Here is a 15,187-nt window from a genome sequence, read left to right as displayed (position 1 = left end):
CCGACGGCCGCCACGGGGAGCTGTTCACGGCTCCCCGGTGGCGGCCGTCGCCGTCTGGACGATCGTCCAACTGTTGAATGAATCCTCAACGATCTGCCCGCGGCGCCGCTCTGGGGGACCCCTGGGTAAAGGCTTCGCCAGAGTGCTACCAGAGTGCGGCATCAGTGAGGTACGCTGGCGGCGACCGACCGTGCGGAGGTCGACGCTCGTGCCCGACGCAGTGCAGGAGCGGACTCGTCCGGCCGGCGGCGTCAGGCAGGTGGCGCAGGGCTCGTCGGGGTGGGCGAGGCAGGGCAGGACGAAGGGCGGGGCAGTGTTGGTTCAGGAGCTGGAGCGCAACGACGCGGAGCCCGGGACGGGCGGCATCAGGTTGCTGGAGGAGCGCGACGCGAGCGTCGTGGACATGTGGGGCGAGATCGACGTGGCCCTGCGCAGCGAGGCGAGCGCCGCCCTGGCGAACGCCCTCGAACGCGACGTGCCGGTGGTGATCGACACGTCCAAGGTGACGTTCATGGACTCGACGGGCATCGCGTTCCTCGTGCAGTTCTACACGATCGGGTCCGAGGAGGGCCTGTCCGTGACGCTGCGCAACCCGCCGAGCGTCGTGACCGACGTGCTCGAGATGCTCGGCGTCATCGAGATCTTCGGCCCCGAGCGCACGGAGCGCCACGAGGTCACGACGAGCTGACGCCCCCGGGAGGGAGCGGTCGGACGGCGTCCGCAGCGAGGGCCGCCGCCCCCACGATCCCGGCTGCGTTGCGCAGCTGCGCCGGGACGATCGGCGCACGCAGGTGCAGCAGCGGCAGGAAGTGCTCGTGCTTCTTGCTCACGCCCCCGCCGACGACGATGAGGTCCGGCGAGAGCAGGTCCTCGACGACCCCGAAGTAGCGCTGGAGCCGCTCGGCCCACTGCGCCCAGTCCAGGTCCTCGCGGTCGCGTGCCGCGTCGGACGCCCGCGTCTCGGCGTCGTACCCGTCGATCTCGAGGTGTCCGAGCTCCGTGTTCGGGAGCAGGTGCCCCTCGACGACGATCGCGCTCCCGATCCCGGTCCCGAGCGTGGCCACGAGCACGACCCCGTCGGCGTCGCGGGCCGCGCCGTAGCGGACCTCACCGACGCCGGCGGCGTCGGCGTCGTTGACGGCGACGACGTGGCGCCCGGTCTCGCGCGCGACGAGCGCGGGCAGGTCGACCCCTGTCCACGACTGGTCGAGGTTCGCGATGAACCGCACGACCCCGTGCTGCAGCGGCGCCGGGAAGGCGACGCCGATCGGCACGTCCTGCGGCAGGTCGTACTCGCCCACGAGCCGGGCGATCACCTCGGCCACGGCCTGCGGCGTCGAGGGCTGCGGCGTCGGGATGCGATGCCGGTCCTGCGCGAACTCGCCCGTGGCGAGGTCGACCGGGGCGCCCTTGATGCCGCTGCCGCCGATGTCGATGCCGAAGGCGAGGCGCGTCGCGGTGGATGACGGGTGTGACGGGTGGTGTCCGTGGTGGGCGTTCATGGCAGTGTGAGGATCTCCGCTCCGTCGTCGGTCACCAGCAGCGTGTGCTCGAACTGCGCGGTCCGCGAGGCGTCCGCGGTGACTACCGTCCACCCGTCGTCCCACATCCGCCACTCGGACGTGCCGAGCGTGAGCATCGGCTCGATGGTGAAGACCATGCCCGGCTCGATGGTCGTCGCGTGGTCGGGTGCGGCGTCGTAGTGCGGCACGACGAGCCCCGAGTGGAACGCGCGCCCCACGCCGTGGCCGGTGTACTCGCGCACGACGCCGTACCCGAAGCGCGCGGCGTAGCGCTCGATGACGCGCCCGACCACGTTGATCTGGCGGCCGGGCGCGACGGCCTTGATGCCGCGCGCGAGCGCCTCGCGCGTGCGCTCGAGCAGGAGCGCGGAGTCCTCCGCGACCCTGCCCACCGGGAACGTCGCGTTCGTGTCGCCGTGCACCCCGCCGACGTACGCCGTGATGTCGACGTTGACGATGTCGCCGTCGACGAGCTCCGTGGAGTCCGGGATGCCGTGGCAGACGACCTCGTTGACGGACGTGCACAGCGACTTCGGGAAGCCGCGGTAGCCCAGCGTGGACGGGTACGCGCCGTGGTCGAGGAGGAACTCGTGCCCCACGCGGTCGAGCTCGTCCGTCGTGACGCCCGGCGCGACGTGGCGCCCGACCTCGACGAGCGCCTGCGCGGCGACCCGCGACGCGACGCGGATGCGTTCGATCGTCTCCGGGTCGTTGACCTCGCTGCCCGTGAACGGCCGCGGACCGGGCCGCCCGACGTACTCGGGCCGCTCGATCGAGGCCGGGACGGGACGCTGCGGGCCGACGGTGCCCGGCACGAGCGGGCGCGAGACGGGAGGCATAGCCGCCAGTCTACGAACGCCTCGGGCACGACGTCGGACCGGCGGGCGGGGCGTACCAGACGAGATGCGAGAGGATCGGGTCATGAGCACCGGATCACGCTTCGCCGACGACGGCGAGCCAGCCACCGAGGACGAGTACTACTACGACACCCGCACGGGTGAGGTGCACCGCGGACCGAGCGCTTCCTGGACGCACCGCATGGGTCCGTACCCCACGCGCGAGGCGGCCGAGAAGGCCCTCGAGACGGCGCGGCAACGTTCGGACGCCTGGGACGAGGAAGACCGCCGCGAGCGCGGCGAGTGAGCCACGCCCCGGCGCCCGGTCCGGGACGCGTCTGGTCCGGACGTCTGGGGATCCTGCTCGCGGGGCTCGCCGTCGGCGCGCTGACGCTCCTCCTCACGCTGCAGGTACGCGCCGGCTCCGGGGGAGGCCCGACGACGGTCGCGCCGTCGGGCGCCTCCGGCACCTCCGCGCCCGCACCGGAGGCGACGACCGCCTCTCCGGACCCGACGGTCACCGAGACCGGGCCGCCGCCCGCGCTCGCCGGGCTGACCGTCGTCGTCGACCCGGGGCACAACGGCGCGAACGGCGCGCACCCGCTGACGGTCAACGCGCCCGTCGACGACGGCCGCGGCGGATCCAAGGCGTGCAACACGGTCGGCGCGACGACCGACGCCGGGTACCCCGAGCACGCGTTCACATGGGACGTGGGCGGGCGCCTCGCGGCGCGGCTCACGGAGCTCGGCGCGGTCGTGGTCCTCACCCGGCCCGACGACGCCGGCGTGGGCCCGTGCGTCGACGTGCGCGGGCGCTCCCCGCAGGAGAACGACGCGGACGTGCTCGTGTCGATCCACGCCAACGGCACGGAAGACCGGAGCGCGCACGGGTTCTTCGCGATCGTGTCCGACCCGCCGGTGCACGACGCGCAGGGAGCGCCGAGCGTCGCGCTCGCGCGCGAGCTCGTCGCGGCGCTGGGCGCGGCCGGGTTCGCGCCGTCGTCGTCGGTCGCGGCCGAGGACGGCCCGATCCAGCGCCGCGACGACCTCGCGACGCTCAACCACGCCGAGCGCCCCGCGGTCATGCTGGAGCTCGGCGAGATGCGCCACCCCGACGAGGCGGCCGTCATGGAGTCGCAGGAGGGTCGCCAACGCTACGCGGACGCGATCGCGGCCGGTCTCACGGCATGGGTGGGCGCGGGCGGGTCGGGATAGCCGGACCGACCGTCGTCAGCGACGCGCTCCGCTGCGCTCAGCGCGCGAAGCTGTGCGCCTCGTCGGGGAAGGTCCCGCCGCGCACGTCGGCCGCGAAGTCCGCCGCGGCCTGCCCCAGCGCCGCGCCGATCTCGGCGTAGCGCTTGGCGAACCGCGGCGACCAGTCGGTCATGCCGGCCATGTCGGTCCACACGAGCACCTGGCCGTCGCACGCGGCGCCCGCCCCGATGCCGATCGTGGGGATGCGCAGGATCTCGGTGATGCGTGCGGCGACCTCGACCGGCACCATCTCGAGCACGACCGCCACCGCGCCGGCCTCGGCCACGGCGAGGGCGTCCTCGCTTAGCCGCTCCGCCGCGTCGTCGCCCCGGCCCTGGACGCGGGGCCCGCCGAGCAGGTTCTCGGACTGCGGGGTGAAGCCGAGGTGCCCGACGACGGGGATCCCCGCGTCGGTGAGGGCCCGGATCTGCGGCGCGATCCGGCGCCCGCCCTCGAGCTTGACGGCGCTCACACCCGCCTCCTTGAGGAACCGCACGCCCGTCGCGAGCGCCTGCTCGGGCCCGGCCTCGTACGACCCGAAGGGCAGGTCGACGACGGTGAACGCGCGGCGCGCGGCGCGCGCGACGGCCCGCGCGGGCGGGATCAGGTCGTCGACCGTGACGGGCAGCGTCGAGGTGTGGCCGTGCATCGTGTTGCCGATCGAGTCGCCGACGAGCAGCACGTCGATCCCCGCGTCGTCGAAGATCCGCGCGGTCACGGCGTCGTACGCGGTGAGCATCGTGATCTTCTCCCCGCGCGCCTTGGCCTCGGCGAGGTGGTGCACGCGGACGCGGCGCGGTCCCGTGCCGCCGGTCGCGGCGGGCTCGGGGGCGGTGTGAGCGGACATGGACGACCTTCCTGGGTACGGGTTCGGGCGGACGGCGCGCGGGGTGCCGCGGGCGTCAGTCGAGCGGCTCGCGCCAGCGGTTGGTGATGGGCAGACGGCGGTCGCGGCCGAACGCGAGGGCGGTCACCTTGGGCCCCGGCGGGTACTGGCGACGCTTCCACTCGGCGCGGTCGACGAGCGTGACGACCTTGTCGACGACCTCGGGGTCGAACCCGCGCGCGAGCAGCTCGGCGCGACCCTCGGCGTGCTCGATGTACGCGTCGAGCACCTCGTCCAGCAGGTCGTACGGGGGCAGGGAGTCCTGGTCGGTCTGACCAGGGCGCAGCTCGGCCGACGGCGGCTTGGTGATCGACGACTCGGGGATCGGCGGGATCTCGCCGCGGTCCAGGGCGTGGTTGTTGCGCCAGCGCGCGAGCTGCCACACCCTGGACTTGTCGACGTCCTTGAGGGGCGCGAACCCGCCGATGCTGCCCGCGTCGTAGATCGTCGCGTACCCCGAGGCGAGCTCGGACTTGTTGCCCGGCGCGATGACGAGGTGGCCCTCCCGGTTGGAGATCGCCATGAGGACGACGCCGCGCACGCGGGCTTGCAGGTTCTCCTCCGCGACCCCCTCGAGCGCGAGCTCGCCCTGGAACGCCTCGACCATCGGGGCGATGGGCTGGACGCGGTAGTCCGCGCCGAGCCGCTTGGCGAGGTCGGCGGCGTCGTCCTTGCTGTGCTCCGACGAGTACTGCGACGGGAGGGACACCCCGACGACGTTCGCCCCGCCGATCGCGTCGGCCGCGATCGTCGCGGTGAGCGCCGAGTCGATGCCGCCCGAGACGCCGAGGACCACGGACCGGAAGCCGTTCTTGCGCACGTACCCCGCGAGGCCCGTGACGCATGCCCGGTACACCTCCTCGTCGGGGTGCAGCTCGGGGACGCTCGGGCCGCGCGGGGCGCTGCCGTCGTCGGGCAGCTCCCACACGAGCAGGTCCTCCACGAACTGCGGCGAGCGCGCCACGACGGCGCCGCCTGCGTCCGTGACGAACGAGCCGCCATCGAACACGAGGTCGTCCTGGCCGCCGACGAGGTTGACGTACGCGACAGGCGCGGTCACCTCGCGCGCGCGGCGCGCGGCGAGGTCGGTGCGCACGTGGCCCTTGCCCTCCTCGTAGGGGGAGCCGTTGAGGACGAGCAGCAGGTCGAGCCCGTTCCCCGCCTCGTCGAGCGCCGCCATCTCGGCGACCGGGCCGCCGTCCTGCCAGATGTCCTCGCAGATCGCGACGCCGACGCGGCGCCCCTCGACCTCGACGACCGTCGTCGTGGTGCCCGGCGCGAAGATGCGGAACTCGTCGAACACGCCGTAGTTGGGCAGGTGGTGCTTGTCGTAGGCGGCCTGCACGATGCCGTCGCGCAGCACGACGGCGCGGTTGGTCGGCAGGTCGGCGGGGGAGCCGGACGCCTCGCGCTCCGCCGCACCCGCACCACGCGGGTCGCCGGCCGTCCCGACGGTCCCGAGGACGACCGTGATCTCGCCGAGTCCTTCGGCCGCGAGCCGGGCCGCGATGTCGGCGGCCGCCTCCCAGGCCGCGCGCCGGAACGACGCGCGCAGCGCGAGGTCCTCGATCGGGTAGCCGGTGAGGGTCATCTCGGGGAACGCGACGAGGGCGGCGCCGGCGGCCGCGGCCTCGCGGGTGCGCTCGAGGACCAGGGCGGCGTTGCCGTCGAGGTCCCCCACGCACGTGTCGACCTGTGCCAGCGCGACGCGCAGATCAGCCATGCCGCCAGCGTAGACGAGCGCGGCGCCCGCCTCGTTCGCAGGTGCCCGACGGGGTGCGAGGTCCGCCACACGGGCGTGTCACCCGTTCGCCGCACGGATCAGGCAGGATGTACCGCATGGACAGGCAGCAGGAGTTCGTGCTCCGCACGGTCGAGGAGCGCGACATCCGCTTCATCCGGCTCTGGTTCACCGACGTGCTCGGGATGCTCAAGTCGGTGGCGGTCGCCCCGGCCGAGCTCGAGTCGGCGTTCGCGGAGGGCATCGGGTTCGACGGCAGCTCGATCGAGGGCCTCACGCGCGTGTACGAGGCCGACATGATCGCCAAGCCGGACCCGACGACGTTCCAGGTGCTCCCGTGGCGCGGCGAGCGGCACGGCACCGCGCGCATGTTCTGCGACATCCTCACGCCCGACGGCGAGCCGTCCCTCGCGGACAGCCGCAACGTCCTCAAGCGCGCGCTCGCGAAGGCGAGCGACAAGGGGTTCACGTTCTACACGCACCCCGAGGTCGAGTTCTACCTGTTCAACCAGCCCGCCGACGCCGAGTCGCCGCTCGTTCCGGTCGACCAGGGCGGGTACTTCGACCACCTCGCCCGGGGGTCGACGCACGACTTCCGCCGCGCCGCGATCACGATGCTCGAGTCGATGGGCATCTCGGTGGAGTTCTCGCACCACGAGGCCGGGCCGGGCCAGAACGAGATCGACCTGCGCTACGCCGACGCCCTGACGACCGCGGACAACCTCATGACGTTCCGCACGGTCGTCAAGGAGGTCGCGCTCGAGCAGGGCGTGTTCGCCTCGTTCATGCCCAAGCCCATGGCCGAGCACCCCGGCTCGGGCATGCACACGCACCTGTCGCTCTTCGAGGGCGACCGCAACGCGTTCCACGAGCCCGGCGCGCAGTTCGAGCTGTCCAAGACGGCGCGCCAGTTCATCGCCGGCCTGCTCGTGCACGCCGCCGAGATCACGGCGATCACGAACCAGTACGTCAACTCGTACAAGCGCCTGTGGGGCGGCGCCGAGGCCCCGAGCTACGTGTGCTGGGGCCACAACAACCGCTCCGCGCTCGTGCGTGTGCCGATGTACAAGCCGGGCAAGGGCAACTCGAGCCGCGTGGAGTACCGCGCGCTCGACTCGGCCACGAACCCGTACCTCGCGTTCGCCGTCATGCTCGCCGCCGGGCTCAAGGGCATCGAGGAGGGCTACGACCTGCCCGAGGCCACCGAGGACGACGTGTGGGAGCTCACCGACGCCGAGCGCCGCGCGCTCGGCATCAAGCCGTTGCCGCAGTCGCTCGACGCCGCGATCCAGAACATGGAGAGCTCCGAGCTCGTGGCCGAGACGCTGGGCGAGCACGTGTTCGACTTCGTGCTCCGCAACAAGCGCCAGGAGTGGGACGCGTACCGCGCTCAGGTCACGCCGTTCGAGCTGAAGCGGTTCCTCCAGGTCCTGTGAGCAGCCCGACGACGACGTCAGGCCGGCCCGGCGGGTCGCGCCGGCCGACGCTCACCGGTCGCCTCGCGCGCGTCGGGTTCGCCGACATCACGCGCTCCGCGAGCCTGCTCGCGGACGCGGACCTCACGCTCCTGCTCGACGGCGGTGCGCAGCCGCACGGGGGTGACGACCCGGCGGACGAGCAGCCGGGTGCCGCGACCGGCGTCGGCGCCGGTGGCGGCGACGGGCCGAGCGACGAGGTGCTCGCGGCGTTCGGCGAGGCCGCCGACCCGGACCTCGCGCTGCTGCAGGTCGTGCGGCTGGCAGGGGCGCTGCGCCCCGACGTCGAGCAGCAGGGTCCGCTCGCGGCGGTCGCGCGCCGCTGCCTCGAGCCCGGAGAGGCGCGGGACCGCCTGCTCGCTGTGCTCGGCGCCTCGGTCGCGCTCGGGGACGACGTCGTGCGCCGCCCCGCGCTGCTCGAGGTCGTCGCGGACCCCGCGCCGGGCACGGGCGTCGACGCGACGGACGTGCGCGCGGAGCTGCTTCGCGCCGTCGGCGCGGACCCGGACGCCCTGGTGCCCGTCGCGGACGCGCCCGGCCCGGAGCGCGTCGACGCGCTGCGCCGCGCGTACCGCGAGCGGCTCCTGCGCATCGCCGCGACCGACCTCACGGTGGCCGACCCGCTCACGCGCATGCCCGCCGTCGGCGCGGCGCTCGCGGACCTGGCGGCCGCGGCGCTCGAGGGCGCGCTGGCGATCGCGCGCGCGGAGCTCGACGACCACGGCGCCGGCGTGCGGCTCGCCGTGATCGGCATGGGCAAGTGCGGCGCGCGCGAGCTCAACTACATCTCGGACGTCGACGTGATCTACGTCGTCGAGCCGGCGGGCGGCTACGACGAGGCGCACGCCACGTCCGTCGGCGCCCGGCTCGCGACGGGCCTGGCCAGGGTGTGCTGGGGCACGTCGGGCGAGCCGCCCCTGTGGCAGGTCGACGCCGCGTTGCGTCCCGAGGGCAAGCAGGGCCCGCTCGTGCGCACGCTCGCGAGCCACGTCGCCTACTACGAGCGCTGGGCCAAGACGTGGGAGTTCCAGGCCCTGCTCAAGGCGCGCACCGTCGCCGGGGACAGGGACCTGGGCCGCGCGTACCAGGAGGCGATCGCGCCGTTCGTGTGGTCCGCGGCGGGCCGGGAGAACTTCGTCGAGGACTCGCAGGCGATGCGGCGGCGCGTGGAGGACCACGTGCCCGCGGCCGAGGCGGACCGCCAGCTCAAGCTCGGCAAGGGCGGCCTGCGCGACGTCGAGTTCACGGTCCAGCTCCTGCAGCTCGTGCACGGGCGCGGCGACGACTCGATCCGCAGCCGGTCGACGCTCACCGCGCTGAGCGAGCTCGCCGCGGGCGGGTACGTCGGGCGCGACCACGCGGCGCGGCTGGGCGTGTGCTACCGGTTCCTGCGCTCGCTCGAGCACCGCATCCAGCTCTTCCGCCTCAAGCGGACGCACCTCGTCCCGACGTCCGACGACGAGCTGCGCCGCCTCGCGCGCTCGCTCGGCCTGCGCGCCGAGGGCGCCGAGGGCCTCACCGAGCGCTGGCGCGCGACGCGCCGCGAGGTGCGGACGCTGCACGAGGAGCTCTTCTACCGCCCGCTGCTGCCCGCGACGGCGCAGCTCTCGCCGGACGAGGTGAGCCTCGCGCCCGAGGCGGCGAAGGCCCGGTTCGCCGCGATCGGCTACCGCGACCCGGCGGGCGCGATGCGCCACGTCCTCGCCCTCACCGAGGGCGTGAGCCGGCGCGCGGCGATCCAGCGCCAGCTGCTGCCCGTCATGCTCGGGTGGTTCGCCGAGGGCGCCGACCCCGACGCCGGGCTCCTCGCGTTCCGCACGCTCTCCGAGCAGCTCGGCGCCACGCACTGGTACCTCAAGCTGCTGCGCGACTCCGGCTCGGCGGCGCACCGGCTCGCGCACCTGCTCGCGAGCTCGCGCTACCTGGCCGACGCTCTCGCCCGCTCGCCCGAGTCGGTGCGCTGGCTCGCCGACGACGCCGACCTCACGCCGCGCGGCGTCGAGCGGCTCGCGGCCGAGACCGATGCGATCCTCACGCGCGCCGACCAGGTCGAGCCCGCGACGGTGAGCCTGCGCGCCGTGCGCCGGCGCGAGCTCGCGCGCACGGGGGCGGCCGAGCTGCTCGGCGTGGTCGACCCCGTCCACGCCGCCCGGGCCATCTCCGACGCGGCGGACGTCGTGCTCGTCGGCGCGCTGCGGGTCGCGGAGTTCGTCGCGCGCGGCGAGCTGGGGTACACGGCCCAGGACCCCGCGTCCGCGCCGGCCCGTGTGCTCGTCGTCGCGATGGGCCGTCTCGGCGGGCGCGAGATGGGCTACGGCTCGGACGCCGACGTCCTGTTCGTGCTCGACCCCGCGCCCGGTGTCGAGGAGCGCGACGCCCAGGCCTATGCGCTCGCCGTGGCGACGCGCCTGCGCCAGCTGCTGTCCGCCGTCGGGCCGGAGCCCGCGCTGCCCGTCGACGCCGACCTGCGGCCCGAGGGCCGCAACGGCCCCCTCGTGCGGTCGCTCGCGTCGTACGCGGAGTACTACGAGCGGTGGTCGAGCGTGTGGGAGGCGCAGGCGCTGCTGCGGGCCCGGCCGGTCGCGGGGGACGTCGCCGGTCTGGGGCAGGAGTTCGTCGCGGTCGCGGACCGTCGGCGGTACCCGGCGGGGGGGCTCGACGCCGCCGAGGTGCGCGAGGTGCGGCGCATCAAGGCGCGCGTGGAGTCGGAGCGCCTGCCGCGCGGCGTCGAGGCGTCGCGGCACCTCAAGCTCGGGCGCGGGGGAGTGTCCGACGTCGAGTGGACGGTCCAGCTCCTGCAGCTCCAGCACGCGCACCAGGTCGACGGGCTGCGGACGACGTCGACCGTCGACGCGCTCGACGCCGCGGTCGTCGCCGGTCTCGTCGAGGCCGACGACGCGGCCGTCCTGGGCGAGGCGTGGCACCTCGCGTCCCGGCTGCGCAGCGCGCTCGTGCTGTGGTCGGGGCGCACGGGCGGGAGCACCGCCGACGTGCTCCCGCACGACCGGCAGGCCCTCCACGGCCTCGCGCGCGTGCTCGACCTGCCGGGCGTCGACACCGGCGCGGAGCTCGAGGAGCACTACCTGCGCACCGCGCGACGGGCGCGGGCGGTCATGGAGCGCGTGTTCTACGGCGAGGACTGAGCGGGGCGCCCGCCGCCCCCTCCGTTCGGGTGGTCTTCGCGCGAAGGGCGCCGCCGGAGCCGTACCCGTTCCTAGGATGACGGCGGTGGTGCCGCACGACGGGACGACGGGTCCCGGCTCGAGGCCCACGCGCCACGAGGGAGCGCCGAATGCTGGAAGCCAGGGGGCCGCGTCTGGTCCTGTTCGCCGCGGGCGACACGGGGTACGACGACCGAGTACGGAGGCGCGAGCACATGCTCGCGATGCGACCCGTCGACCCGACGGAGGACGCGCGGCCGCCCGTGGACCGGACGCCCGGCGTCCGGCACTGGGAGCTGCTCCGCGCGGACGACGAGGTCGCCGCGGTCCGCTCGCGCGGCTTCGCCACCGCGACCGAGGCTCATGGGGACGCCGCGCGCGTCGTGGACCGGGCCGCCGAGCTGCGCGCGGTCTTCGTGCGGGACCGGGACGGGGCGCACGTGACGTGGTGGATCACGCTCGGGCCGGAGGTGGTGCTCGTGGCCCCGCGGGTGTGGGCCACGTCGCAGCGGGCGGCGGCGGTCCGTCACGCCCGGCGCACGCTGGCGATGCTCGCGGTCAGGCCTTCCTGGGGCTCGTACGTCCCTGTCGGCCTGGTCCGGGCGACGGGTTGAGCCCGCGCTCGTAGGCCCAGATCACGAGCTGGGTGCGGTCGCGCGTGCCCGTCTTGTCGAGCATGTTGCCGATGTGCCACTTGACCGTGTTCTCGCCGAGGTTGAGCCGCGCGGCGATCATCTTGTTGCTCAGCCCGTCCGCGAGCGCGGCGATGACCTCGAGCTCGCGCTCGGTCAGCGTCTCCGCGAGGCTGGGCTCGCCGGGTGCGCTTGGCGGCCGGGGGGCCGCCCCGGGCGTGTGCGTCTCCCCGACGCGCGCCCGGGTGCTGCCGCGCGCGAACTCCGCCTGGAGGCGTCGGCGCACGGCGGGCGACTGCAGCGCGCCGGCGTTGACGGCCGAGCGGATCGCGGCGGGGATGTCCCCGGGGTTCTTCTTCAGCAGGAACCCGACGGCGCCGCGCTCGAACGCGCCGTAGAGGTATTCGTCGAGGTGGAACGTGGTGAAGACGAGCACCGGGACCGGGTGCTCGACGCCGATCCCGGCGAGCGCCTCGATCGCGTCCAGGCCGTCGCCCTCGGGCATCCGCAGGTCCATGAGCACGACGTCGGGCCGCAGACGCCGGGCCAGTCGCACGGCGTCGACGCCGTTGTCGGCCTCGCCGATCACCCGGATGTCCTCGGTGGTCTCGAGCAGGGTGCGCAGCGACCGGCGCACGGCGCCCGAGTCGTCGACGATGAGGGTCGTGATGGTCGTCATCGGGGGGCTCCTTCGTCGTGGGGGGCGCCGAGGGCGAGCACGTCGGCGGCGGGGTCGTCGTCGAGGGAGGTGTCCTCGCGGGGGGATTCCTCGCGGTAGGGGTCCTCGCGGTAGGAGGGGTGGGGCAGCAGCGCCTGCACGGCCCACCCGCCGCTGTGGCGCGGGCCGGTGCGCAGGCTGCCGCCCGCGGAGGCGAGCCGCTCGCGCATCCCGTCGATCCCGTACCCCAGGCCGAGGGCGACGCCGGCCGGGCCGCCGTCGCGCGCCAGCGGGGAGACGAGGGGCGGTGCGTCGTTCTCGACGCGCAGCAGCACGCTCGCGCCGTCGTCCTCGACGACGGCGGTGACGGCCGCGCGGGGGGCGTGCTTGCGTGCGTTGCTCAGCGCCTCCTGCACCACCCGGTAGGCGATGTGGCTGCGCATCGGCCCGAGGCGCCGGTCGATCTCGGCGAGGTCCGGGTCGTGGTGCAGCACGGGGACGACGCCCGTGGCCTCGCCGTGCTGCGCCACGAGCTCGACCAGCTCCGTGACGCTGTGCTGGCCGGCGCTGTGCCCGGCGGGGTGCCGGTCGGCGAGCGTGCGCTCCTCCTGGCGCAGCCGGGTCACGACGCTCTCGAAGCCCTGGTAGAGGCGCCGGCTCTCGTCGTGGATCTGTGCGAGGAGCTGCGGGGTGGGCGCGGTGCCCGCGCTGCTGGTCGCCGCCGTCGTGAGGGTGATGATCGCCGCGAGGTGGGCCGACGACGTGTCGTGCAGCTCCTGGGCGAGGTTGCGTCGCTCGGCGGCGACGGCGTCGGCCGTGCGAGAGGTCTCGCCGGCCGCGATCTGGTGGGCGAGGGCCGCGATGCGCTCGGCGCGGTCGCGCAGGTGCGCGTACCAGGTACCGAGGGCGGCGGGCACGGCGACGACGAGGAGCGCCAGGACCGCGCGCACGGCCAGGGACGCGGGCTCGTCCCAGCGGGCGGCCCCCGCGACCGGGTACAGGACGGAGACCCCGACCAGGACGACGGCGGTCGCGAGGACCCCGTAGGCGAGAGTCACGGCGCGCCCTGGGCCGCGGCGTTCGGAGGCGAGCCCGAACCCGACGAGCAGCACGCCCGGCTGCAGCAGCAGCGCCGCGCCACCGCCCACGAGCAGGGACCCGTGCCACAGCGTGAGGGACGCGACGTACGTGCTCAGGGCCCGACGCCGCAACCAGTGCAGCCACAGGGCCTGCGTGCTCATCAGGCCGACGACGGCGACGGCTCGCCAGTCCTCGACCTGGGCGTCGTGGAAGAGGCCGGTGCGGGGGAGCAGCCACAGCGTGCCGAGGTAGCAGACGGCGTTGCCGACGAGAGCCACGAGCGCGAGCCCGCGGCCGACGCGGCGGACGCCGAGCAGCTCCGCGGACGGCACGTCTTCGCCCCCCATCGCCGTCTCGCTCCCTGTGGTCGGGCCGGTGTCGCGCTCATGATGCCACCGCTGGCGGACGCCTCCGGGGGAGTGCTCCTCGATTTCATCGGCCCGACGCCGGACGTTCACCACCCCCCACCCCTCGTCGCCCGGAGTCTGCTGTGCACGTCACCCCGAACGTCGGTTCTCGACCCCCTCCTATCGGGTGGTTCTCGACGGCGGTCGGAGCCCACGAGACGACCGCTGCGTGCCCGATACGGGGTGCGAGCGCGGGGTGTTCGCCCAGGTCAGCGCACTTCGCGCGCCGGTGGTTCCTGCTGTTCGCCTGGGCTTCACCTGCCCCTCTCCTGGCGTCCATGAGGTCTGCGGCACCCCGTTCCTTGCCCTCTCGCGCGGGGCCCCACAGGATGCAGTCGACGCCCTCGGCACTCGGCCGGGGGAGTGGCCTGGAGGCTCTCTCGAGATGACGACGGACGAGCGCCCGGACGGCGCAGGCACGCGCGACGCCCCCCCCAACGGTGAGGCCCGGACCCTGGAGCAGCGGGACACGGCCATCGCCGAGCTCGAGCGCACGCGCACCGAGCTGCGCGAGCTGGGCCTGGAGACGTCCCCCGCCCCGCGGGACGCGCTCGTGGACCCGACCCGCTCGCTGGTGAGCCGACGCAGCGCCTCGGACCGGTTCTTCCGGTTCGGGACGCACGCGGGCGGCGTGATGGTGCTGGCGATCATGACCCTGGTCGGCCTGTTCCTGCTCCTCCGGGGTGCCCAGGCGATCGACGTCGCCGGGTGGAGCTTCATCACGGAGCAGGACTGGGAGCCGAACAGCGGCCGGTTCGGCATCGCCGCGGTGCTGTTCGGCACGGTGACGATCGGCCTGATCGCGATCGGGACGGCGATCCCGCTGGCGGTGGGCACCGCGACCTACATCTCCGAGTACGCGCCCGCGGGGTTGAAGCGCCTGCTGGTCGGCGTCGTCGACCTCATGGCCGCGATCCCGTCGGTCGTGTACGGGCTGTGGGGCTTCTTCTGGCTCCAGGAACGGATACTGCCGGTGGCCGAGTGGATCTCCACGTGGTTCGGCTGGATCCCGCTGTTCGCCAACCCGACCTTCGACCCGGACAACCCGTTGGCGACCCCGTCCGTGTTCACGGCGTCGGCGTTCCTCGCCGGCCTGGTGGTGGCGATGATGGTCGCCCCCATCGCGGCGAGCATCATGCGCGAGGTCTTCGAGCAGGCGCCCGTCGGCGAGCGGGAGGGCGCACTGGCCCTGGGGGCCAGCAAGTGGGGCATGATCCGCTCGGTCGTCTACCCGTTCGGACGCGGCGGCATGATCGGCGGCACGATGCTCGGCCTGGGCCGGGCACTCGGCGAGACCATCGCCATCTACATGGTGATCAGCCCGATCTACGTCATCAACTGGCACGTCCTGTCCACGGGCACCAACTCGATCTCGGCGCTGATCGCCCTGCGCTACGGCGAGGCGAGCGCGTTCGAGGTCTCGGCCCTCATGGCCGCGGGCCTGGTGCTGTTCCTCATCACCATGCTCGTCAACTTCGTCGCCGGATTCGTCATCCAGCGTTCCCGCTCGGGCGCTGCGAGCTGAAGGGCTCCT

At 74.1% G+C, this 15,187-nt stretch carries 13 protein-coding genes; 7 read left to right on the top strand and 6 right to left on the bottom strand.

The genetic code is table 11. The features are described from left to right. The first annotated feature begins 313 nt into the window (after positions 1–313). Positions 314–688 (top strand): STAS domain-containing protein, encoded by a 375-nt coding sequence (locus AC4H2H_RS03720; RefSeq protein WP_494369475.1) that lies wholly within the window; start codon positions 314–316, stop codon positions 686–688. Here AC4H2H_RS03720 and ppgK read toward each other — a convergent pair. Both ppgK and map read right to left on the bottom strand, forming a co-directional pair. Continuing rightward, entirely contained in the window at positions 675–1,502 is an 828-nt protein-coding gene (gene ppgK / locus AC4H2H_RS03715) for a polyphosphate--glucose phosphotransferase (protein ID WP_494369474.1), read from the bottom strand. The genes AC4H2H_RS03720 and ppgK overlap by 14 nt on opposite strands. Then, positions 1,499–2,362: a type I methionyl aminopeptidase gene (gene map / locus AC4H2H_RS03710; RefSeq protein ID WP_494369473.1), complete on the bottom strand. Its 864-nt coding sequence runs from the start codon at positions 2,360–2,362 to the stop codon at positions 1,499–1,501. The genes ppgK and map overlap by 4 nt, the downstream gene beginning before the upstream one ends. 82 nt (positions 2,363–2,444) lie before the next feature. On the opposite strand from map, the gene AC4H2H_RS03705 reads away from it, so the two are divergent. Both AC4H2H_RS03705 and AC4H2H_RS03700 read left to right on the top strand, forming a co-directional pair. Further along, positions 2,445–2,666, top strand: a complete 222-nt coding sequence (locus tag AC4H2H_RS03705; RefSeq protein ID WP_494369472.1) for an SPOR domain-containing protein — start codon at positions 2,445–2,447, stop codon at positions 2,664–2,666. Next, positions 2,663–3,574 (top strand): N-acetylmuramoyl-L-alanine amidase, encoded by a 912-nt coding sequence (locus tag AC4H2H_RS03700; protein ID WP_494369471.1) that lies wholly within the window; start codon positions 2,663–2,665, stop codon positions 3,572–3,574. Before AC4H2H_RS03705 ends, AC4H2H_RS03700 begins: the two co-directional genes overlap by 4 nt. A gap of 37 nt (positions 3,575–3,611) precedes the next feature. Here the strand turns inward: AC4H2H_RS03700 and panB are convergent, their stop codons facing one another. Together panB and AC4H2H_RS03690 are read right to left on the bottom strand one after the other, a co-directional pair. Continuing rightward, positions 3,612–4,460, bottom strand: a complete 849-nt coding sequence (gene panB / locus AC4H2H_RS03695; RefSeq protein ID WP_494369470.1) for a 3-methyl-2-oxobutanoate hydroxymethyltransferase — start codon at positions 4,458–4,460, stop codon at positions 3,612–3,614. A 55-nt stretch (positions 4,461–4,515) separates the two neighbouring features. Next, positions 4,516–6,222, bottom strand: coding sequence for an NAD+ synthase (locus AC4H2H_RS03690; protein WP_494369469.1), 1,707 nt, complete (start codon positions 6,220–6,222; stop codon positions 4,516–4,518). A gap of 116 nt (positions 6,223–6,338) precedes the next feature. On the opposite strand from AC4H2H_RS03690, the gene AC4H2H_RS03685 reads away from it, so the two are divergent. The 3 genes from AC4H2H_RS03685 (at position 6,339) to AC4H2H_RS03675 (ending at position 11,490) form a co-directional block, all read left to right on the top strand. Further along, positions 6,339–7,676 (top strand): glutamine synthetase family protein, encoded by a 1,338-nt coding sequence (locus AC4H2H_RS03685; protein WP_494369468.1) that lies wholly within the window; start codon positions 6,339–6,341, stop codon positions 7,674–7,676. Beyond that, a complete protein-coding gene (locus AC4H2H_RS03680) occupies positions 7,673–10,858 on the top strand; it encodes a bifunctional [glutamine synthetase] adenylyltransferase/[glutamine synthetase]-adenylyl-L-tyrosine phosphorylase (protein WP_494369467.1) in 3,186 nt (1,061 codons plus the stop codon). Before AC4H2H_RS03685 ends, AC4H2H_RS03680 begins: the two co-directional genes overlap by 4 nt. Positions 10,859–11,007: 149 nt before the next feature. Continuing rightward, complete coding sequence (locus AC4H2H_RS03675; RefSeq protein WP_494369466.1) at positions 11,008–11,490, top strand: hypothetical protein; 483 nt, start codon at positions 11,008–11,010, stop codon at positions 11,488–11,490. Here the strand turns inward: AC4H2H_RS03675 and AC4H2H_RS03670 are convergent. Then, positions 11,435–12,187 (bottom strand): response regulator, encoded by a 753-nt coding sequence (locus AC4H2H_RS03670; protein ID WP_494369465.1) that lies wholly within the window; start codon positions 12,185–12,187, stop codon positions 11,435–11,437. The genes AC4H2H_RS03675 and AC4H2H_RS03670 overlap by 56 nt on opposite strands. Beyond that, a complete protein-coding gene (locus tag AC4H2H_RS03665) occupies positions 12,184–13,593 on the bottom strand; it encodes a sensor histidine kinase (protein ID WP_494369464.1) in 1,410 nt (469 codons plus the stop codon). The genes AC4H2H_RS03670 and AC4H2H_RS03665 overlap by 4 nt, the downstream gene beginning before the upstream one ends. 445 nt (positions 13,594–14,038) lie before the next feature. Between AC4H2H_RS03665 and pstC the strand changes: the two genes are divergently transcribed. Next, complete coding sequence (pstC, locus tag AC4H2H_RS03660) at positions 14,039–15,178, top strand: phosphate ABC transporter permease subunit PstC (RefSeq protein WP_494369463.1); 1,140 nt, start codon at positions 14,039–14,041, stop codon at positions 15,176–15,178. Positions 15,179–15,187: the final 9 nt, after the last annotated feature.

The sequence above is a fragment of the Cellulosimicrobium sp. BMG9.22 genome, from assembly GCF_059159975.1.
The sequence above is the reverse complement of the archived record's forward strand: the minus strand, read 5'-3'. Positions and strand labels throughout refer to the sequence as shown.

Bases quoted from the DNA above. Each gene is read 5' to 3' on its own strand.
- map (WP_494369473.1), bottom strand. From the start codon at position 2,362: ATGCCTCCCGTCTCGCGCCCGCTCGTGCCGGGCACCGTCGGCCCGCAG.
- AC4H2H_RS03690 (WP_494369469.1), bottom strand. From the start codon at position 6,222: ATGGCTGATCTGCGCGTCGCGCTGGCACAGGTCGACACGTGCGTGGGG.
- AC4H2H_RS03685 (WP_494369468.1), top strand. From the start codon at position 6,339: ATGGACAGGCAGCAGGAGTTCGTGCTCCGCACGGTCGAGGAGCGCGAC.
- AC4H2H_RS03675 (WP_494369466.1), top strand. From the start codon at position 11,008: ATGCTGGAAGCCAGGGGGCCGCGTCTGGTCCTGTTCGCCGCGGGCGAC.
- ppgK (WP_494369474.1), bottom strand. From the start codon at position 1,502: ATGAACGCCCACCACGGACACCACCCGTCACACCCGTCATCCACCGCG.
- pstC (WP_494369463.1), top strand. From the start codon at position 14,039: ATGACGACGGACGAGCGCCCGGACGGCGCAGGCACGCGCGACGCCCCC.
- panB (WP_494369470.1), bottom strand. From the start codon at position 4,460: ATGTCCGCTCACACCGCCCCCGAGCCCGCCGCGACCGGCGGCACGGGA.
- AC4H2H_RS03670 (WP_494369465.1), bottom strand. From the start codon at position 12,187: ATGACGACCATCACGACCCTCATCGTCGACGACTCGGGCGCCGTGCGC.
- AC4H2H_RS03705 (WP_494369472.1), top strand. From the start codon at position 2,445: ATGAGCACCGGATCACGCTTCGCCGACGACGGCGAGCCAGCCACCGAG.
- AC4H2H_RS03665 (WP_494369464.1), bottom strand. From the start codon at position 13,593: ATGGGGGGCGAAGACGTGCCGTCCGCGGAGCTGCTCGGCGTCCGCCGC.